Raw genomic sequence first — 18391 nt, 5'->3', positions numbered from 1 at the left:
CGTTTCCGGGCCCCGCGCGAAGCCCGGTAGGCTCGCCGGGAGCGTTCACCACCGCACCCTTCCGGAGGACCCGTGCCCGAGCTGCCCGAAGTGGAAGTGGTGCGGCGCGGCCTGGAGCGCTGGGTGGCCGGGCGGACCGTGACGGCCGTCGAGGTGCTGCATCCGAGGGCCGTACGCCGGCACGCGGGCGGCGGCGCCGATTTCGCGGCCCGGCTCACGGGGGAGACCTTCGGGGTGCCGCGGCGGCGCGGCAAGTACCTGTGGCTGCCGCTGGAGGAGCGCGAGCTCTCCGTGCTCGGGCACCTCGGGATGAGCGGGCAGCTGCTCGTACAGCCCGAGGCGGCCCCCGACGAGAAGCACCTGCGCATCCGGGTGCGGTTCGGGGACGGGGCCGGGACCGAGCTGCGCTTCGTCGACCAGCGGACCTTCGGCGGCCTGTCGCTGCACGAGACAGTCCCCGGCAGCGCGGACGGGCTGCCCGACGTCATCGCGCACATCGCGCGGGACCCGCTGGACCCGCTCTTCGACGAGACGGCCTACCACCTGGCGCTGCGCGCCAAGCGCACCACGGTGAAGCGGGCACTGCTCGACCAGTCGCTGATCAGTGGCGTCGGCAACATCTACGCCGATGAGGCGCTGTGGCGCGCCAAGCTGCACTACGAGCGCCCCACCAGCACGCTCACGCGCCCCCGGAGCGTGGAACTCCTCGGCCACGCCCGGGACGTCATGAACGAGGCCCTGGCCGTCGGCGGCACCAGCTTCGACAGCCTCTACGTCAACGTCAACGGCGAGTCCGGCTACTTCGACCGCTCGCTCGACGCCTACGGGCGCGAGGACGAGCCCTGCCGGCGCTGCGGCACCCCGATGCGGCGCCGGCCGTGGATGAACCGGTCGAGCTACTTCTGCCCGCGCTGCCAGCGGCCTTCGCGCGTCTCGTCGTAGGCGGCCCGGGAGGCGAGCACCCCCGGCATGCTGCTCTCCAGCAGCCCGATGAGCGCGACCACGCGCTCCGCGACCTCCGCGCCGAACGGGGTCAGCTCGTAGTCGACCCTGGGCGGGTTCGTCGGCTGCGCCTCGCGGTTGACGATGCCGTCTCGCTCCAGCGCGTGCAGGGTCTGGGACAGCATTTTCTCGCTGATGCCGTCCACCCGGCGGCGCAGCTCGTTGAACCGGCATGGACCTCTGCGCAGAGCGCCCACCGTGAGGCTGCCCCAGCGACCCGTGACGTGTTCCAGCGTCTCGCGGGACGGGCAATCACGGGCGAACACGTCGAATGAACCGAACGTCTGTTCGGCGGCGCCCTCGTCCTCGGCGTCGCCGCAGGCTGGAGTCTGCATGGATTCAGCCTACTACTGAGCAGCGCCAGCCATTCGGGTTGCGCTTTCAAAAAGTTAGTGCTTTCCTTTTTCCTGTTACACCACGCCGCACAACGCCGTGACCCACCACGGTGTTTTCCGAGGGAGACCCGTCTTGTCCGGTATCACGTACACCCCTGTCGTCTCGATCGCCTACCACTCCGGCTACGGCCACACCACCGTCATCGCCGAGGCCGTCAAGGCCGGTGCCCTCGAGGCCGGTGCGACGGTCCACCTGATCAAGGTCGACGAGATCGACGACGCGCAGTGGGAGCTCCTGACCGCGTCCGACGCGATCGTCTTCGGTGCCCCCACCTACATGGGCAGCGCCTCGGGCGCCTTCCACGTCTTCGCCGAGTCCACGTCCAAGATCTGGTTCACGGCCGGCTGGCAGGACAAGGTCGCCGCGGGCTTCACCAACTCGGGCTCCAAGTCCGGCGACAAGGGCAACACCCTGGACTTCTTCCAGACGCTGGCCTCGCAGCACGGCATGAGCTGGGTCAACCTGGGTCTGAAGCCGGGCTGGAACTCCAGCACCGCTTCCGAGAACGACCTCAACCGCCTCGGCTTCTTCGACGGCGCCGCCGCCCAGTCCAACGGTGACCAGAGCGCGGAGTTCGTCCACAAGGCCGACATCGCCACCGCCGAGCACCTCGGCCGCCGCGTGACCGAGCAGACCCGCATCGTCATCGCGGGCCGCGCCGCCCTGGCCGCCTGACGCACGGCGTGAGCACCGGGCGCTGCCGCCCGGTGCGCGAAGGGGCACGGCCCCGTGCGGCGGGTCTATCCGCCGCACGGGGCCGTGCCCCTTGGTGTTCCCGGAAGCCGAAGCCCCGCCGTGCCTAGAAGCCGAAGTCCTGGGTCCACCAGGGGCCGCCCGCGGCGGAGTACATACCGACGCCCATGGTGCGGAACTCGCAGTTGAGGATGTTCGCCTTGTGGCCCGGGCTGTCCATCCAGGCCTTCATCACGGCCTGCGCGTCACCCTGACCGCGGGCGATGTTCTCGCCGCCCATCCCCGATATGCCGGCCTGGGTGGCACGGTCCCACGGGGTGCGGCCGTCGGGGTCGGTGTGGTCGAAGAACCCCCGGACGGCCATGTCCTTGCTGAAGGCTCCGGCCAGTGCCGCCAGCGGCGGGTTGGCCCGGACCGGAACGCAGCCGGCCTGCGCGCGCTCCTGGTTCACCAGGTTCAGCACGGCGGTCTCCTCGGAGGAGTGGCCGGCCGTGGCCAGCGCCGCCGGGGGCTTGGGGGCGGCCGTCTTCGGGGCGGCGGCCGGCTTCGGCGGGGCCGGGGTGGGGCTCGGCTTCGGGGTCTTCGCCGCCGCCGTCGAGGCGGCCGGGGAAGGGGAAGCGGAGGCCGACGGGGACGGCGGCGCCGAGGGGGAAGGGGACGCGGAGGGGGACGCCGGTCCGCTGGGCGTGAGGCCGGAGAGGCCGCCCTGCTGCTCCAGCGAGGTCCGGGGGCTCGGCAGGGCCGGGACCCCGGCGTCCGCGGTCTTCGCCTTCGCTTCGGAGCTCGCGCCCGCGACCCCTACGTAGGGGAAGGAGGAGCCGACCGGGACGACGCCCGTGGTGACGGCGGCCGTGCCGAGGGCCACGGCCACGGAAGCGCCGAGCAGGCCGCCCCGCAGGGCGGTGCGGCGCTTGCTGCCGCGGATCGGCGCGGCGTGAAGTCGGTGGCGTCCCATCGCGTCTTGCCTTCCTCGGGGGTCTCAGGGGCAGCGCCGTACGACCGGCACCGCAAGGTCGATGCTTCAAGATCAACCTTTACTCACCCAAAAGGGTGAGTTCATTGCTGCGCGACTGTACGCCATGGCGGCCGGGGGGCGCCGTGACCCGGAATCGTTTGCCCGGTTAGCGTTCATGCATGAATGAAGATGTGCGGATGACCGCCTGGGTGCGCGGTCGGGTACAGGGAGTGGGCTTCCGCTGGTTCACCAGGGCCAATGCCATGGAGATCGGCGGCCTGATCGGGTTCGCGCTCAACCTCGACGACGGTCGGGTGCAGGTGGTGGCCGAAGGTCAACGTGAGAATTGCCACCGGCTCCTGGAATGGCTGCACGGCACCGACACGCCCGGGAACGTGGACGGGGTGACGGAGATCTGGGGCACACCGCGAGGCGGCTACGAAGGGTTCGCCATCCGGTGATCGATCGACTGATCATGTACTGAACAGATCTCCGGATGGTCCGCACCTGGTCGGATCTGCGCATTCGTCGCCGACGCGTTGCCGAGCCGGGTGATCCGTGGAAGGCTCGGAGACGAGGATGATCTCCACGCCCCTTGCGGGGGCCGGGCTGCCCGCCGATACGGGGCGTGATCGTGTTGACCGTCAAACTTTTTGGTGAGACGCTGGAAGCCCCGCGCACCTGAGCTGTTTGGCAGCGTTGAGAGTAGTAAGCGCAGTGACTTCTCGTCGCTGCCGGACATCCGCGGGTGCGATTCCCTCACGACCCACACCGCTTCGGTCGGTCACTCAGTGTGGAGGACCATCCATCATGGCAAAGGCGCTTCTCGGTTACGTCGGCGGTTCCGACCCGCGACTCCTCGCCGAGATGCGACGGCTTCAGCAGCGCGTCCAGGACCTCGAGTCCGAGCTCGGACGAATCCAGTCCGAAAACGACGCTCTGAACGCGGCCGCCGCACAGCACGGAGACTCGCTGCTTGACAGCATCGACCTCGACGTACCCCAGGCGGAGCCTGCGCTCACCTGATCCGAGCTCCCTCGTCGCTCGACCAACAGTCACTCATGATCTGCAAGGGACGCTTCGGCGTCCCTTCTTTCTTTCCGCTGCACGAGGCCGCCGGGCGACGTTGCGCCAGGTGAGGGGCCGATTCCTTTAACGTCAGGTGTGCCCTGCACCTTCATGGGCGAAACCGAACGTGAAAGGTAGAGTCCGGCGGCGTGCATCTCAAGTCCCTGACCCTGCGCGGATTCAAATCCTTCGCCTCCGCCACCACCCTGCGCTTCGAACCGGGCATCACCTGCGTCGTGGGCCCCAACGGTTCCGGCAAGTCCAACGTGGTGGACGCGCTCTCCTGGGTCATGGGCGAACAAGGGGCCAAGTCCCTGCGCGGCGGGAAGATGGAAGACGTCATCTTCGCCGGCACCACCGGCCGCCCGCCGCTCGGGCGCGCCGAGGTCTCGCTGACCATCGACAACTCCGACGGCGCGCTGCCCATCGAGTACGCCGAAGTCACCATCACGCGGATCATGTTCCGCGGCGGCAGCAGCGAGTACCAGATCAACGGCGACACCTGCCGCCTGCTCGACATCCAGGAGCTGCTCTCCGACTCCGGCATCGGCCGGGAGATGCACGTCATCGTCGGCCAGGGCCAGCTGGACTCCGTCCTGCACGCCGATCCGATGGGCCGCCGCGCCTTCATCGAGGAAGCGGCCGGGGTGCTCAAGCACCGCAAACGCAAAGAGAAGGCGCTGCGCAAACTCGACGCGATGCAGGCGAACCTCGCACGCGTCCAGGACCTGGGCGACGAGCTGCGCCGCCAGCTCAAACCGCTCGGCCGGCAGGCGGCGGTGGCCCGGCGGGCCGCCGTGATCCAGGCGGACCTGCGCGATGCGCGGCTGCGGCTGCTCGCCGACGACCTCGTGACGCTCAGGGGCGCGCTCGACGCGGAGATCGCGGACGAGGCGGCCCTGAAGGAGCGCAAGGAGGCGGCCGAGGCGCAGCTCACGGCGGCGGTGCGGCGCGAATCCGAACTCGAGGAAGCGGTACGGGAGCTCGCGCCGCGGCTCCAGCGGGCGCAGCAGACCTGGTACGAGCTCTCGCAGCTGGCCGAGCGGGTACGGGGGACCGCCTCGCTGGCCGACGCCCGGGTCACATCGGCCTCGGCTCCGGCCGAGGAGGAGCGGCGGGGCCGGGATCCGGAGGACATGGAGAAGGAGGCCGCGCGGGTCCGCGAGCAGGAGGCGGAACTGACGGCCGCGGTGGAGGCGGCCGCGCGGGCGCTGGAGGACACCGTCGCCCACCGGGCCGAGCTGGAGCGGTCGCTGGCCGAGGAGGAGCGGCGGCTGCGGGACGCGGCGCGGGCCATCGCCGACCGGCGCGAGGGGCTGGCCCGGCTGACGGGCCGGCTCGGCGCGGCGCGCTCCCGTGCGGGCGCGGCCCAGTCGGAGATCGACCGGCTGGTGGCGGCGCGGGACGAGGCGCGGGCGCGGGCGGTGGAGGCGCGCGAGGAGTACGAGGCACTGGCCGAGGAGGTCGGGGAGGACGACTCCCCGGCGGCCGCGCAGGGGGAGTACGAGGCCGCGCGGGCCGCGCTGACGGAGGCGGAGGCCGGGCTCGGCGCGGCCCGGGACGCGTTGGCGGCGGCGGAGCGCTCGCGGGCGGCGGTGGCCGCGCGGCGGGACGCCCTGGCGATGGGGCTGCGCCGCAAGGACGGCACCGCGGAGCTGCTCGCGGCGCGGCTGGAGGGGCTGCTGGGCCCGGCGGCGCAGCGGTTGTCAGTGACCCCGGGGTACGAGGTCGCCGTGGCGGCGGCGCTGGGCGTAGTGGCGGATGCGGTGGCCGTGGACTCGGCCGCCGCCGCCGTCGGGGCGATCCGGCACCTGAGGGCCGCCGATGCCGGGCGGGCGGCGTTCCTGATCGCGCCGGGTGGAGTTGCGGTGCCTGGGCAGGGGGGTGCGGGTGCCGGTGCCGGTGCCGGTGCCGGGGCGGGTGCGTGGGTGGGTGCCGGGGCGGTTGGCGGGGTTCCGCCGAAGCCTGTTCTTCCCCACCCCGCCCCTTCCCGAGACTGGGGCTCCGCCCCAGACCCCGCTCCTCAAACGCCGGAGGGGCTGGATGTGGCGCCCCGTACGGCCGTGGTGGGGGAGGTGGCTGCGGTCGGCGGGGGGATTGCGGCCAGGGAGCTCGTGCGCGGGGACGCCTCGCTGGTGCGGGCGCTGGCCCGGGTGTTGCGGGACTTCGTGGTCGTCCCGGGGCTCGACGAGGCCGAGGCGCTGGTTGCCGAGCGGCCCGAGCTGGTGGCCGTGACCGCCGAGGGGGACGTCCTCGGGGCGCACCTCGCGCACGGTGGCTCCGCCGGGGTGCCCAGCCTCATCGAGGTGCGGGGTGCCGTCGACGAGGCCGATGCCGAGCGGCACCGGCTCGACGGGGAGTGCCTCGCGCTGGCCGGGGAGAAGGAGGCCGCCGAGCGGCACCGGTCGCTGGCCGGCGCCCGGGTCGAGGAGCTCGGGGAGCTCCGCCGGGCCGCCGAGCGGGCACGGGCCGGGGTCGCGCAGCAGCTCGGACGGCTCGCCGGGCAGGCGAAGGGGGCACTGGGCGAAGCCGAGCGCGCCGCCGCGGCCGCGGCCACGGCGCAGGACGCGCTGGAGCAGGCCCTGGCCGACGTGGAGGAGTGCGCCGAGCGGCTGGCCGTCGCCGAGGAGATGCCGGTGGAGGAGGAGCCGGACACCTCCCGCAGGGACCGGCTCGCGGCCGACGGGGCGAACGCGCGGCAGACCGAGATGGAGGCCCGGCTGCAGCTCAGGACCCATGAGGAGCGGGTCAAGGGGCTGGCCGGACGGGCCGACTCCCTCGACCGCGGGGCCCGGGCCGAGCGGGAGGCCCGCGCCCGGGCCGAGCGCCGCCGGGAGCGGCTGCGGTACGAGGCCGCGGTGGCCGCGGCCGTCGCCGACGGGGCCCGCCAGCTGCTCGCGCACATCGAGGTGTCGCTGACCCGCGCCGCCGGGGAGCGCACGGCGGCCGAGTACGCCAAGGGCCTGCGCGAGCGGGAGCTCGACGCGGCCCGGGGCCTGGGCCGCGGCCTGAAGGGGGAGCTCGACAAGCTCACGGACTCCGTGCACCGCGGCGAGGTGCTCGGCGCCGAGAAGCGCATGCGGATCGAGCAGGTGGAGGCGCGGGCGCTGGAGGAGTTCGGGATGGCCGGGGCGGGGCTCGTCGCCGAGTACGGGCCCGATCAGCCGGTGCCGCCGAGCCCGCCGGCGGACGGGGAGGCGCCGGACGAGGAGGCCGGGCCGGGGCCCTTCGTACGCGCACAGCAGGAGAAGCGGCTGAAGGCCGCCGAGCGCGCCTACCAGCAGCTCGGCAAGGTCAATCCGCTGGCACTGGAGGAGTTCGCGGCGCTGGAGGAGCGGCACAAGTTCCTCAGCGAACAGCTGGAAGACCTGCGCAAGACCAGGGCCGACCTCCTTCAGGTGGTGAAGGAGGTCGACGAGCGGGTCGAGCAGGTCTTCACGGAGGCCTACCAGGACACGGCCCGGCAGTTCGAGGGGGTCTTCTCGCGGCTGTTCCCCGGCGGCGAGGGCCGGCTGATCCTCACGGATCCGGACAACATGCTGACCACCGGCGTCGATGTCGAGGCCCGCCCGCCGGGCAAGAAGGTCAAGCGGCTGTCGCTGCTCTCGGGCGGGGAGCGCTCGCTGACCGCCGTGGCGCTGCTGGTCTCCATCTTCAAGGCGAGGCCCAGTCCGTTCTACGTCATGGACGAGGTCGAGGCGGCCCTCGACGACACCAACCTGCAGCGGCTGATCCGGATCATGGAGGAGCTGCAGGAGAGCTCGCAGCTGATCGTGATCACGCACCAGAAGCGGACGATGGAGGTCGCCGACGCCCTCTACGGGGTCTCGATGCAGGGCGACGGGGTCTCGAAGGTCATCAGCCAGCGTCTGCGGTGACGGGTGACGGGTGGCGGGAGGTGGATGACGGCTGGTGGATGACGGGTGGTGGATGACGGGTGGTGGATGACGGCTGGTGGATGACAGGTGGTGGATGACGGCTGGTGGATTACGGGTCACGGGTGACGGGTGACAGGGTGGCCAGGCCGATTCGGGGCACACGCACCCCGATGGCCCTTCCGGGTGGTGGCCGATCTTGACCTGTGCGCCACTGGGAGGGATCACACCCACAGCCCGCCACCGCAGCCGGCACGCAGGAGCGACCTTGAGCAGCAGCACGACGAGGCCCCAGAACTCGGGCGGCGGCCCGGCATCGCAGCCCGATCACCTCGGGCACGTCATCTTCATCACCGCGGCCGCCGCCATGGGCGGATTCCTCTTCGGCTACGACAGCTCCGTCATCAACGGCGCCGTCGAGGCCATCCGGGAGCGTTTCGACGTCGGCTCGGCCACCCTCGCCCAGGTGATCGCCGCCGCACTGATCGGCTGCGCCCTCGGCGCGGCCACCGCCGGCCGCATCGCCGACCGGATCGGCCGCATCCGCTGCATGCAGATCGCCGCCGTCCTCTTCACGGCGAGCGCCATCGGCTCGGCCCTGCCCTTCGCCCTCTGGGACCTGGCCGTGTGGCGGGTCATCGGCGGCTTCGGCATCGGCATGGCCTCGGTGATCGGCCCGGCCTACATCGCCGAGGTGTCCCCGCCCGCGTACCGCGGCCGGCTGGCCTCCTTCCAGCAGGCCGCGATCGTCACCGGCATCGCCATCTCCCAGCTCGTCAACTGGGGGATCCTGAACCTCGCGGACGGCGACCAGCGCGGGAAGGTCGGCGGCCTGGAAGCCTGGCAGTGGATGCTCGGCGTCATGGTCGTCCCGGCCGTCCTCTACGGCCTGCTCTCCTTCGCCATCCCCGAGTCCCCGCGCTTCCTCGTCTCGGTCGGCCGGATGGAGAAGGCCAAGACGGTCCTGCGCGAGGTCGAGGGCGAGGGAATCGACGCGGACGCCCGCGTCCGCGAGATCGACAGCGCCATCCATTCGGAACAGAGGTCCACTTTCAAGGACCTCCTGGGAGGCCGCTTCGGCTTCCTGCCCATCGTCTGGATCGGTATCGGCCTCTCCGTCTTCCAGCAGCTCGTCGGCATCAACGTGATCTTCTACTACAGCTCCTCGCTGTGGCAGTCGGTCGGCATCGATCCGAGCTCCTCGTTCCTGTACTCCTTCGAGACCTCGGTCGTGAACATCGTCGGTACGGTGATCGCGATGGTCTTCGTGGACCGCATCGGCCGCAAACCCCTCGCGCTCATCGGGTCCGTGGGCATGGCGATCTCCCTCGGGCTCGCCGCGTGGGCCTTCTCCTACAAGGACACCAGCGGCGGCGACATCGCCCTGCCGCACGCCCAGGGGCTCACGGCCCTCATCGCGGCCAACTGCTTCGTGCTCTTCTTCGCCCTGTCCTGGGGCGTGGTGGTCTGGGTCCTGCTCGGCGAGATGTTCCCGGGCCGCATCCGCGCCGCGGCCCTCGGCGTGGCGGCCGCCGCCCAGTGGATCGCCAACTGGGTCATCACCGTCTCGTTCCCCACGCTCTCGGACTGGAACCTGTCCGGCGCGTACGTCATCTACGCGGTCTTCGCCGTGCTCTCGATCCCGTTCATCCTCAAGTGGGTGCCGGAGACCAAGGGCAAGGCGTTGGAGGAGATGGGCTGACCACCCCCGCCAACTGCCCTCCTCCCCTCACAACGGGTACTGCCCCGGGCGCCTCACTCCTTGAGCCGGGGCAGTACCCGTTCGCACAGCAGCTGCAGGCTCCGCCAGCCCTCGTCCAGGGGCATCCCGCCGCACAGCGGGTGCAGCACCAGGTTCCCCGCCTCACCGGCGCCCCGGGCGTACGCGACCGCCTCGTCCGGGGTGAGGATGCGGTACACGCCCTCCGCGCGCAGCTCCGCGACCGTGTGCGCGCCCGACCGTACGGCGCTGCGGATGTCCTTGGACTGCCAGGACGCGTACATCCCGGCCTCGTGCAGGAAGCGCTCGCCGTGCTCGGCCCACGTCCGGTCCGGGTCCTCGGAGATGTGCAGCAGCGGGGTCTCGGCGGCCGGCATCATGCAGAAGCCCTCCGTGCCGTACTCCGCGAGCTTCGCGTTGTAGTACGCCTCCAGCTCGGGCAGGTGCGCGCTCGGGAAGAACGGCAGCCCCAGGCGCGCCGCGCGGCGGGCCGCCGCCTCGGAGCTGCCGCCGACCAGGAGGAGCGGGTGCGGCTGGGTGAACGGCCGCGGGGTGACCCGTACGGTACGGCCCCGGAACTCGAACGGTTCGCCGGTCCACGCCTTCAGCAGGGTCTCCAGCAACTCGTCCTGGAGCCTGCCGCGCCGGCCCCACTCCACGCCGTGCTGCTCGTACTCCTCGGGCCGGTAGCCGATGCCGGCCACCGTGACGAGGCGGCCGCCGCTGAGCAAGTCCAGGACCGCGATGTCCTCGGCGACCTTCAGCGGGTCGTACAGCGGGCCGATGATCGCCGAGACGGTGACCGCGATCCGGCGGGTGGCGCCGAAGACCGCGCCCGCGAAGGCGAAGGGGGAGGGCAGCCAGTTGTTGTCGGTGCCGTGGTGCTCCTCGGTCTGGATGGTGTCGATCCCGAGGTCGTCCGCGTACTTGGCCATCTCCAGCGCGGCCTTGTACCGGGCGGAGAGGGTTTCCGGGGTGCCGTTCGGGTCGATGAGATTGAACCGGGCCACGGTGATGGGCATGGAGAAGTCCCCCTTCGCCGGATGGGTGGGCGGGCGAAGGGGGACGTTAGCTGACGTGGCGTCAGTTAGACAGGGATCCGGCGCGGACCGGCTCGTCCGCCGCCGGCTCCGGTGCCCGCGCGGGCGGGGCCGTGCGCGGCAGGGCCCCGTACAAGGCCGCCGAGGTGACGATGCCCGCCGCCCAGCCCAGGCCGTTCTGCCCGATCCAGGTGGTGGCCAGCGGGCCGCTGAACCACTCGACCTTCGTGAACAGCAGGCCCACCACCAGGGCCAGCCCCCAGGCGGTCATGGCCTGCCAGGCGAATCCGCCCTTGTACCAGTAGGCGCTGGTCCGCGTGGTGTCCAGCAGCGCTGCGCCGTCGTAGGAGGTGCGGCGCAGCATGTCCACGCCGAAGACGCCGATCCACGCGGAGAAGGCCACGGCCAGCAGGGTCAGGAACGAGATGAACGAGCCGAAGAAGCTGGTCGCGACCACCATCAGCAGGAAGCCGAAGACCAGGCTGATGACGGCGTTGACGCTGACCGCCGCCGCGCGCGGGACCTTGATGCCGAGGGTCTGCGCGGTGAAGCCGGCCGAGTACATGGACATCGAGTTGATGAGCAGCATGCCGACGAGCGCGATCAGCAGGTACGGGACCGCGATCCAGATCGGCAGCAGCTCCCCGATGAAGGAGACCGGGTCCTGGGCGGTGGCCAGGTCGGGTGTGCCGACCGCCATCACCGCGCCCATGAGCACCATCGGGATCACGACGACGGCCGCGCCGCCGATGGTCGCGCCGACCATGCCCCTGGCGGATGCGGTACGGGGCAGGTAGCGGGTGAAGTCGGGGCCGGAGGGGACCCAGCTGATGCCGCCGGCCGCGATGGTGCCGATGCCCGCGACCATCATCGCGGTGGAACCGGCGGGCTTGCCGAAGACGGCCGACCAGTCGGTCTCGGCGATCAGGTAGCCGAGCACCAGCACGCTGAAGGCGCCGAAGAGGTACGTGGACCACTTGGAGCAGACGCGCAGCGCGTTGATGCCGAGGCCGGAGACCAGGAAGGTGCAGCCGACGAAGAAGAGGAGGGTGACCACGATCAGGGCGGTGTTCTTCTTCACGCCGAAGACCAGGTCGAGGACGGTCAGGACGGCGTAGGCGCCGCTGACCGCGTTGATGGTCTCCCAGCCCCAGCGGGCGACCCAGATCAGGGCGCCGGGGAAGAGGTTGCCGCGCTGGCCGAAGACGGCGCGGGAGAGCGCCATGCCGGGGGCGCCGCCGCGCTTGCCCGCGATGGATATGAGCCCCACGATCCCGTAGGAGACCACGGGCGCCGCGATCGCGACGACGAGCACCTGCCAGATGTTCAGCTTGTTGAGGATGACCAGGCCGGCGCCCATGGTCAGGAGCAGCACGCTGATGTTGGCGGCGACCCAGGTCGGAACGAGCTCGCGGACCCGGCCGCGGCGCTCGGAGTCCGGGACCGGCTCCAGGCCGCGTGACTCGACGGCGGTCTCGGCAGACATAGGTGTACTCCGTGGGGGAGGTGGGGCGTGGGGGGACTCCTCATCATCGTAGATTCGCCGCAAAAAGCACAAACAGAGGCTTACGTCCTAGTGCGAAGCTCCAAGGTCCCCGCCCCGGCGTGCGCGTGGCCGATACTGGGGAGCGTTATGGAAATCCTCATCCTTGCCGTAGTCATCGCCCTGGTCGCGGTCGGTGCGATCAGCGGGCTCGTGGTCAGCAGCCGCAAGAAGAAGCAGCTGCCGCCCACGGCGCCGTCGAGCACGCCGACCATCACTGCCCCGCCCGCCGAGCCGCAGGTGGGGGAGGACGCCGCACCGACGGCGGAAGAGCCGCGCCGCACGATCGAGGAGGTCGCCCTTCCCGACGCGCAGGCCCCCGTCGCGGAGCCCGAGGTCGCGCCCGAGCCCGAGGCTCCCGCCACGCCCCGGATCGAGGTGCCCGAGCCCACCGCCGGCCGCCTGGTCCGGCTCCGCGCCCGCCTCGCGCGCTCGCAGAACACGCTCGGCAAGGGGCTGCTCACGCTGCTCTCCCGCGAGCACCTCGACGAGGACACCTGGGAGGAGATCGAGGAGACCCTCCTCATCGCCGACGTCGGCGTCGCGCCGACCCAGGAACTGGTGGACCGCCTGCGCGAGCGGGTCCGGGTGCTCGGCACCCGCACCCCCGCCGACCTGCGCGCACTGCTGAAGGAGGAGCTGGTCGCGCTCCTGGGCACCGACTTCGACCGCGCCGTGAAGACCGAGAGCGGCGTGGACACCCCCGCCGTCATCATGGTCGTCGGCGTGAACGGCACCGGCAAGACCACCACCACCGGCAAGCTCGCCCGCGTGCTCGTCGCCGACGGGCGCAGCGTCGTGCTCGGCGCGGCCGACACCTTCCGCGCCGCCGCCGCCGACCAGCTCCAGACCTGGGGCGACCGGGTCGGCGCGCGCACGGTGCGCGGACCCGAGGGCGGGGACCCGGCCTCGATCGCCTACGACGCGGTCAAGGAGGGCATCGCCGAGGGCGCCGACGTGGTGCTCATCGACACCGCCGGCCGGCTGCACACCAAGACCGGCCTGATGGACGAGCTCGGCAAGGTCAAGCGCGTCGTGGAGAAGCACGGGCCGCTCGACGAGATCCTGCTGGTCCTGGACGCCACCACCGGCCAGAACGGCCTGACCCAGGCCCGGGTCTTCGCGGAGGTCGTGGACATCACAGGCATCGTGCTGACCAAGCTCGACGGCACCGCCAAGGGCGGGATCGTCATCGCCGTCCAGCGCGAGCTGGGCGTCCCGGTCAAGCTCATCGGCCTCGGTGAGGGCGCGGACGACCTGGCGCCCTTCGAGCCGGAGGCCTTCGTCGACGCCCTGATCGGCGACTGAGCGAAGCCCCGGGAGACGTTCCTACGCCGGCCAGTGCCCCCGCGGTCCCACGGACCCGGGGGCACTGCCGCGTGCGGAGCCCGGCCGGGCCCGGCCGGTGGCGCGGAGCGCGGCGGGGCCGGGGGCCGATCCGGGCCGGCCGCGCAGCGCGGCCCCGCCTCCGGCGCGGCCGGCCTAGCCCCGGCGCAGCCGGTGGCACAGGTAGGCCAGGGTGCCGAGCAGCAGGCGGGCCTGGGGCGGGTCCCCGGCCGAGTCCAGCGCCGGCGGGCGCAGCCAGCTCATCGGTCCGCGCCCCGCGAAGTCGGAGGGGGGAGCCGTGACGTAGGCACCCTGGCCCAGCGCGCGCAGATCGAGTCCGGCGTCGTCCCAGCCCATCCGGTACAGCAGCTGCGGCAGCCCGGCCGCGGCCCCCGGGGCGACGAAGAACTGGGCCCGGCCGTCCGGGGTCGCGGTGACCGGGCCGAGCGGCAGGCCCATCCGCTCCAGGCGGACCAGCGCCCGCCGCCCGGCCTCCTCGGCCACCTCGATGACGTCGAAGGAGCGGCCGACGGGGAGCAGCACCGCGGCGCCCGGGTAGCCGGTCCAGCTCGCGGTGACCTCGTCGAGGGTGGCGCCGGCCGGGACCGTCGGCGCGAGGGCCAGCGGATGCGCCCCCGGCGCACCGCAATTCGTATGACCGCAGGAGCAATCGCGGCCGGGTGCCGCGGCCCGGGCGCCGGGAACCACGTCCCAGCCCCACAGTCCGGTGTACTCCGCCACCGCCGTACACTCCGACGTCCTGCCGCGGCGCCGGACGCCGGAGCGGAACTCCTTGGTGCCGCGGCTGCCGCCGATCGTGAAGCCCATGCCCATGCCCCCTCCAACGGGTCGGACGTGCCGGTGGTTACGACGTCGGCGCAACGGGATGCCCGGCGCACTCCTCGCCGCGCACGCCCCGAGCGCACTTCCGTCCAACCGATCGGTTCTGCCTTCGTGTCAAGTGAATCGCGCCTGGCGGGTGGCGAGTTCATTCGAAGGGGTGGCGAATGGTGGCGTTTCCGGGATCGACCTCGCCGAAGGGGTGATCGTAGGATTACTTTCGGTGCACGAAGCGCGAAGCCGGACGCGTTCGCGGGTATGCCGGAGGCATGGCGTGAAGGACCTGTGAAGACCGGTTCCCGAGCGCGGGACCGCGAACCGGTGGCAGGGTTTCGTGGAGAAGAGAGCTGACGGATGGGGGCGTTCCAGTGAGCGGCAACGGCGCAAGCGGAACGGGTGCGGAGCCGACGGGTGCGGAGTCCGACGTGTCGTCCGCGGAGGAGTCCGAGCGGGATCCGGCCGCCCGCAACGAGCAGCTGACGTCGTGGTTCGTCCGCAGCGGCTGGTCCAAGGGCGAGCTCGCCCGCCAGGTCAACCGCCGCGCCCGGCAGATGGGCGCCCACCACATCAGCACGGACACCTCCCGGGTCCGCCGCTGGCTCGACGGCGAACAGCCCCGCGAACCCGTCCCGCGGATCCTCTCCGAGCTCTTCTCCGAACGCTTCGGCTCCGTGGTCGCCATCGAGCACCTCGGCCTGCGCACCGCCCACCAGACCCCCTCCGTCTCCGGCGTCGACCTGCCCTGGGCCGGACCGCAGACCATCGAGCTGCTAGGCGAGTTCTCCCGCAGCGACCTGATGCTGGCCCGCCGCGGCTTCCTCGGGACCTCGCTCGCCCTGTCCGCCGGCCCCGCCCTCATCGAGCCCATGCAGCGCTGGCTCGTACCGGTCCCGGCCGCCGACCCGGGACCCCGGGAGGCGGGGCCGGCGGGCGCACTCGGCGGCCACCGGCCGCCCCGGCTCTCCGGGCCCGAGGTGGACCTCCTCGAAGCCACCACCGTGATGTTCCGCCAGTGGGACGCCCAGTGCGGCGGGGGACTGCGCCGCAAGGCCGTCGTGGGCCAGCTCCACGAGGTGACGGACCTGCTCCAGGAGAACCACCCGGCCCCGGTCATGAAGCGGCTCTTCAAGGTCGCCGCCGAGCTCGCCGAACTCGCCGGCTGGATGAGCTACGACATAGGCCTGCACCCCACCGCGCAGAAGTACTTCGTCCTCGCGCTGCACGCCGCCAAGGAGGGCGGGGACAAGCCGCTGGGCTCGTACATCCTCTCCAGCATGAGCCGCCAGATGATCCACCTGGGCCGCCCCGAGGACGCCCTGGAGCTCATCCACCTGGCCCAGTACGGCAGCCGCGACTGCGCGGGGCCCCGTACCCAGGCCATGCTGTATGCGATGGAGGCCCGCGCCTACGCCAACATGGGCCAGCCCAGCCGCTGCAAGCGGGCCGTGCGGATGGCCGAGGACACCTTCTCCGACGTCGGCTTCGGTGGCGAGCCCGAACCCGACTGGATCCGCTTCTTCTCCGAGGCCGAGCTCAACGGCGAGAACTCCCACTCGTACCGCGACCTGGCCTACGTCGCGGGCCGCAGCCCCATGTACGCCTCCCTCGCCGAACCGGTCATGGAACGGGCCGTCGAGCTGTTCGAGAAGGACGAGGAGCACCAGCGCTCGTACGCCCTCAACCTCATCGGCATGGCCACCGTGCACCTGCTCCAGCGCGAGCCAGAGCAGGCCACCGTCCTCGTCGGACGGGCCCTCGACGTGGCGGGAAAGGTGCGGTCGGAAAGGGTCAACACCCGGCTGCGCAAGACCGTCGACAGCGCCGCCCGTGAGTACGGCGACGTCGCCGACGTGGTGCGCCTGACCGACCACCTCGCCTCCCGGCTCCCCGAAGCGGCGGAGGCCGTCTGACGGCCCTCCCGGCCGCCCCAAGGCTCCCGGCCGCGGCAGTCACCCCGTGAAACCCGATCAGGCTCCCCCAGCCAGGTTCCCCGGGTCATCGCCGCGGCCGGGCCCAGAACCGGCCCGTCCATGAACCACTCGTTCATGGACGCGTAACACGCCGGACCTCTTCGTCATCGACGCGAAACACCCAGCGGCGCCGCCGGAAACCGGCCTGCGCGAATCTCAGGGCCATTAACCGGCCAGCTCCCAGGCCGGGCCCCTCAGGCCTGATTCAAAAACCAGTGCCGCTCAGGTTTTCACGGTCGCCCGCACGCGAACGTACCGACGACGAGGAGACGCCGATGGCATCCGCCATCACGACCCTCGCGGCAGACGCCCCCACGCTGTCTTCCGCGAACACCGGGTTCATGCTCATCTGCTCCGCCCTGGTCATGCTGATGACCCCGGGACTCGCCTTCTTCTACGGAGGCATGGTCCGCGTCAAGAGCAGCCTCAACATGCTGATGATGAGCTTCATCAGCCTCGGGATCGTCACGATCCTCTGGGTCCTCTACGGATTCAGCCTCGCTTTCGGCGCGGACGCCGGCTCGGTCATCGGCTGGACCTCCGACTACGTGGGACTCAGCGGCATCGGCATCACCGAGCTGTGGGACGGCTACACCATCCCCGTCTACGTCTTCGCCGTCTTCCAGCTGATGTTCGCGATCATCACCCCGGCGCTGATAAGCGGTGCGCTGGCCGACCGGGTGAAGTTCAGCGCGTGGGCCCTGTTCATCACCCTCTGGGTCACCGTCGTCTACTTCCCCGTCGCCCACTGGGTGTGGGGCGCCGGCGGCTGGCTCTTCGAACTCGGCGTCATCGACTTCGCCGGCGGCACCGCCGTCCACATCAACGCCGGCGCCGCGGCCCTCGGCGTGATCCTGGTGATCGGCAAGCGCGTCGGCTTCAAGAAGGACCCGATGCGCCCCCACAGCCTCCCGCTCGTGATGCTCGGCGCCGGCCTCCTGTGGTTCGGCTGGTTCGGCTTCAACGCCGGATCCTGGCTCGGCAACGACGACGGCGTCGGCGCGGTCATGTTCGTCAACACCCAGGTCGCCACCGCCGCCGCCATGCTCGCCTGGCTCGGCTACGAGAAGCTGCGCCACGGCTCCTTCACCACCCTGGGCGCCGCCTCCGGCGCCGTCGCGGGCCTCGTCGCCATCACCCCCTCCGGCGGATCCTGCTCCCCGCTCGGCGCGATCGCCATCGGCGCCATCGCCGGTGTGGTGTGCGCCATGGCCGTCGGCCTGAAGTACAAGTTCGGCTACGACGACTCCCTCGACGTCGTCGGCGTCCACCTCGTCGGCGGTGTCATCGGCTCCCTGCTCATCGGCTTCTTCGCCACCGGAGGGGTCCAGTCCGACGCGGCCGGCCTCTTCTACGGCGGCGGCCTGGAGCAGCTCGGCAAGCAGGCAGTGGGAGTCTTCTCCGTCCTCCTCTACTCTCTCGTGGCATCCGCGGTACTCGCCTTCCTCCTCGACAAGACGATCGGAATGCGCGTCACCGAGGACGACGAGGTCTCCGGCATCGACCAGGTCGAACACGCCGAGACCGCCTACGACTTCAGCGGAGCGGGCGGCGGCTCCTCCTCCCGGAGCACCGCCGTGACCGCCCCCGTTGCCGCCGCGAGCAAGAAGGTTGACGCATGAAGCTCATCACCGCGATCGTGAAGCCGCACCGGCTCGACGAGATCAAGGAAGCCCTGCACCGCTTCGGAGTCCAGGGCCTGACCGTCTCCGAGGCCAGCGGATACGGCCGCCAGCGCGGCCACACCGAGGTCTACCGGGGCGCCGAGTACACCGTGGACCTCGTCCCGAAGATCCGCATAGAGGTACTCGTCGAGGACGGCGACGCCGAGGACGTGATGCGGATCGTCGTCGACGCCGCCCAGACCGGCAAGATCGGCGACGGCAAGGTGTGGAGCATCCCCGTGGACTCGGTCATCCGCGTCCGGACCGGCGAACGCGGCGCCGACGCCCTGTAGGACTGG

15 protein-coding genes are annotated in these 18391 nt (G+C 71.5%); 10 read left to right on the top strand and 5 right to left on the bottom strand.

What is annotated here, in order from left to right:
• Window positions 1-72: 72 nt before the first annotated feature.
• The gene (gene mutM, locus OG904_RS06910; protein ID WP_405488419.1) at window positions 73-942 is read left to right on the top strand and encodes a bifunctional DNA-formamidopyrimidine glycosylase/DNA-(apurinic or apyrimidinic site) lyase; all 870 of its coding nucleotides are present in this window, start codon (window positions 73-75) and stop codon (window positions 940-942) included.
• Here the strand turns inward: mutM and OG904_RS06905 are convergent.
• Window positions 897-1337: a winged helix-turn-helix transcriptional regulator gene (locus OG904_RS06905; protein ID WP_405488417.1), complete on the bottom strand. Its 441-nt coding sequence runs from the start codon at window positions 1335-1337 to the stop codon at window positions 897-899. The genes mutM and OG904_RS06905 overlap by 46 nt on opposite strands.
• A gap of 133 nt (window positions 1338-1470) precedes the next feature.
• On the opposite strand from OG904_RS06905, the gene OG904_RS06900 reads away from it, so the two are divergent.
• The gene (locus OG904_RS06900; protein ID WP_328301018.1) at window positions 1471-2073 is read left to right on the top strand and encodes a flavodoxin family protein; all 603 of its coding nucleotides are present in this window, start codon (window positions 1471-1473) and stop codon (window positions 2071-2073) included.
• Window positions 2074-2197: 124 nt separating this feature from the next.
• Here the strand turns inward: OG904_RS06900 and OG904_RS06895 are convergent, their stop codons facing one another.
• The gene (locus OG904_RS06895) at window positions 2198-3046 is read right to left on the bottom strand and encodes a CAP domain-containing protein (RefSeq protein WP_405488414.1); all 849 of its coding nucleotides are present in this window, start codon (window positions 3044-3046) and stop codon (window positions 2198-2200) included.
• 179 nt (window positions 3047-3225) lie between these two features.
• Between OG904_RS06895 and OG904_RS06890 the strand changes: the two genes are divergently transcribed.
• The 4 genes from OG904_RS06890 (at window position 3226) to OG904_RS06875 (ending at window position 9691) form a co-directional block, all read left to right on the top strand.
• Window positions 3226-3507 (top strand): acylphosphatase, encoded by a 282-nt coding sequence (locus OG904_RS06890; protein ID WP_405488412.1) that lies wholly within the window; start codon window positions 3226-3228, stop codon window positions 3505-3507.
• Between the two features lie 349 nt (window positions 3508-3856).
• The gene (locus OG904_RS06885) at window positions 3857-4072 is read left to right on the top strand and encodes a hypothetical protein (RefSeq protein WP_030227372.1); all 216 of its coding nucleotides are present in this window, start codon (window positions 3857-3859) and stop codon (window positions 4070-4072) included.
• Between the two features lie 191 nt (window positions 4073-4263).
• Entirely contained in the window at window positions 4264-7992 is a 3729-nt protein-coding gene (locus OG904_RS06880; RefSeq protein WP_405488410.1) for an AAA family ATPase, read from the top strand.
• A gap of 265 nt (window positions 7993-8257) precedes the next feature.
• Entirely contained in the window at window positions 8258-9691 is a 1434-nt protein-coding gene (locus OG904_RS06875; RefSeq protein WP_405488408.1) for a sugar porter family MFS transporter, read from the top strand.
• Window positions 9692-9744: 53 nt separating this feature from the next.
• Here OG904_RS06875 and OG904_RS06870 read toward each other — a convergent pair whose 3' ends face one another.
• Both OG904_RS06870 and OG904_RS06865 read right to left on the bottom strand, forming a co-directional pair.
• Window positions 9745-10731, bottom strand: coding sequence for an LLM class flavin-dependent oxidoreductase (locus tag OG904_RS06870; protein WP_405488406.1), 987 nt, complete (start codon window positions 10729-10731; stop codon window positions 9745-9747).
• Window positions 10732-10792: 61 nt separating this feature from the next.
• Complete coding sequence (locus OG904_RS06865; RefSeq protein WP_405488404.1) at window positions 10793-12235, bottom strand: cytosine permease; 1443 nt, start codon at window positions 12233-12235, stop codon at window positions 10793-10795.
• 147 nt (window positions 12236-12382) lie between these two features.
• Here OG904_RS06865 and ftsY point away from each other — a divergent pair, with 147 nt between their 5' ends.
• Window positions 12383-13600 carry a signal recognition particle-docking protein FtsY gene (gene ftsY, locus OG904_RS06860; protein ID WP_405488402.1) on the top strand — a complete coding sequence of 406 codons (1218 nt, stop codon included), beginning with the start codon at window positions 12383-12385 and terminating at the stop codon, window positions 13598-13600.
• A gap of 174 nt (window positions 13601-13774) precedes the next feature.
• On the opposite strand, the gene OG904_RS06855 is transcribed toward ftsY, so the two are convergent.
• On the bottom strand, window positions 13775-14446 hold the full coding sequence (locus tag OG904_RS06855) for a bifunctional DNA primase/polymerase (RefSeq protein ID WP_405488400.1): 672 nt from the start codon (window positions 14444-14446) through the stop codon (window positions 13775-13777).
• Between the two features lie 380 nt (window positions 14447-14826).
• Between OG904_RS06855 and OG904_RS06850 the strand changes: the two genes are divergently transcribed.
• From OG904_RS06850 to OG904_RS06840, 3 genes are all read left to right on the top strand, one after another.
• Window positions 14827-16368, top strand: coding sequence for a hypothetical protein (locus tag OG904_RS06850; RefSeq protein ID WP_405488398.1), 1542 nt, complete (start codon window positions 14827-14829; stop codon window positions 16366-16368).
• A 335-nt stretch (window positions 16369-16703) separates the two neighbouring features.
• Window positions 16704-18050 carry an ammonium transporter gene (locus OG904_RS06845; protein ID WP_405488396.1) on the top strand — a complete coding sequence of 449 codons (1347 nt, stop codon included), beginning with the start codon at window positions 16704-16706 and terminating at the stop codon, window positions 18048-18050.
• Window positions 18047-18385 (top strand): P-II family nitrogen regulator, encoded by a 339-nt coding sequence (locus OG904_RS06840; protein ID WP_112451060.1) that lies wholly within the window; start codon window positions 18047-18049, stop codon window positions 18383-18385. The genes OG904_RS06845 and OG904_RS06840 overlap by 4 nt, the downstream gene beginning before the upstream one ends.
• The last annotated feature ends 6 nt before the right edge of the window (window positions 18386-18391 follow it).

Origin of the sequence: Streptomyces sp. NBC_00096 (assembly GCF_045041305.1) — a bacterium.
In the GTDB taxonomy this organism is placed as follows: Bacteria; Actinomycetota; Actinomycetes; order Streptomycetales; family Streptomycetaceae; genus Streptomyces.
Note: the sequence above shows the minus strand (reverse complement) of the source record. Positions and strands in the feature narration are given on the sequence as shown.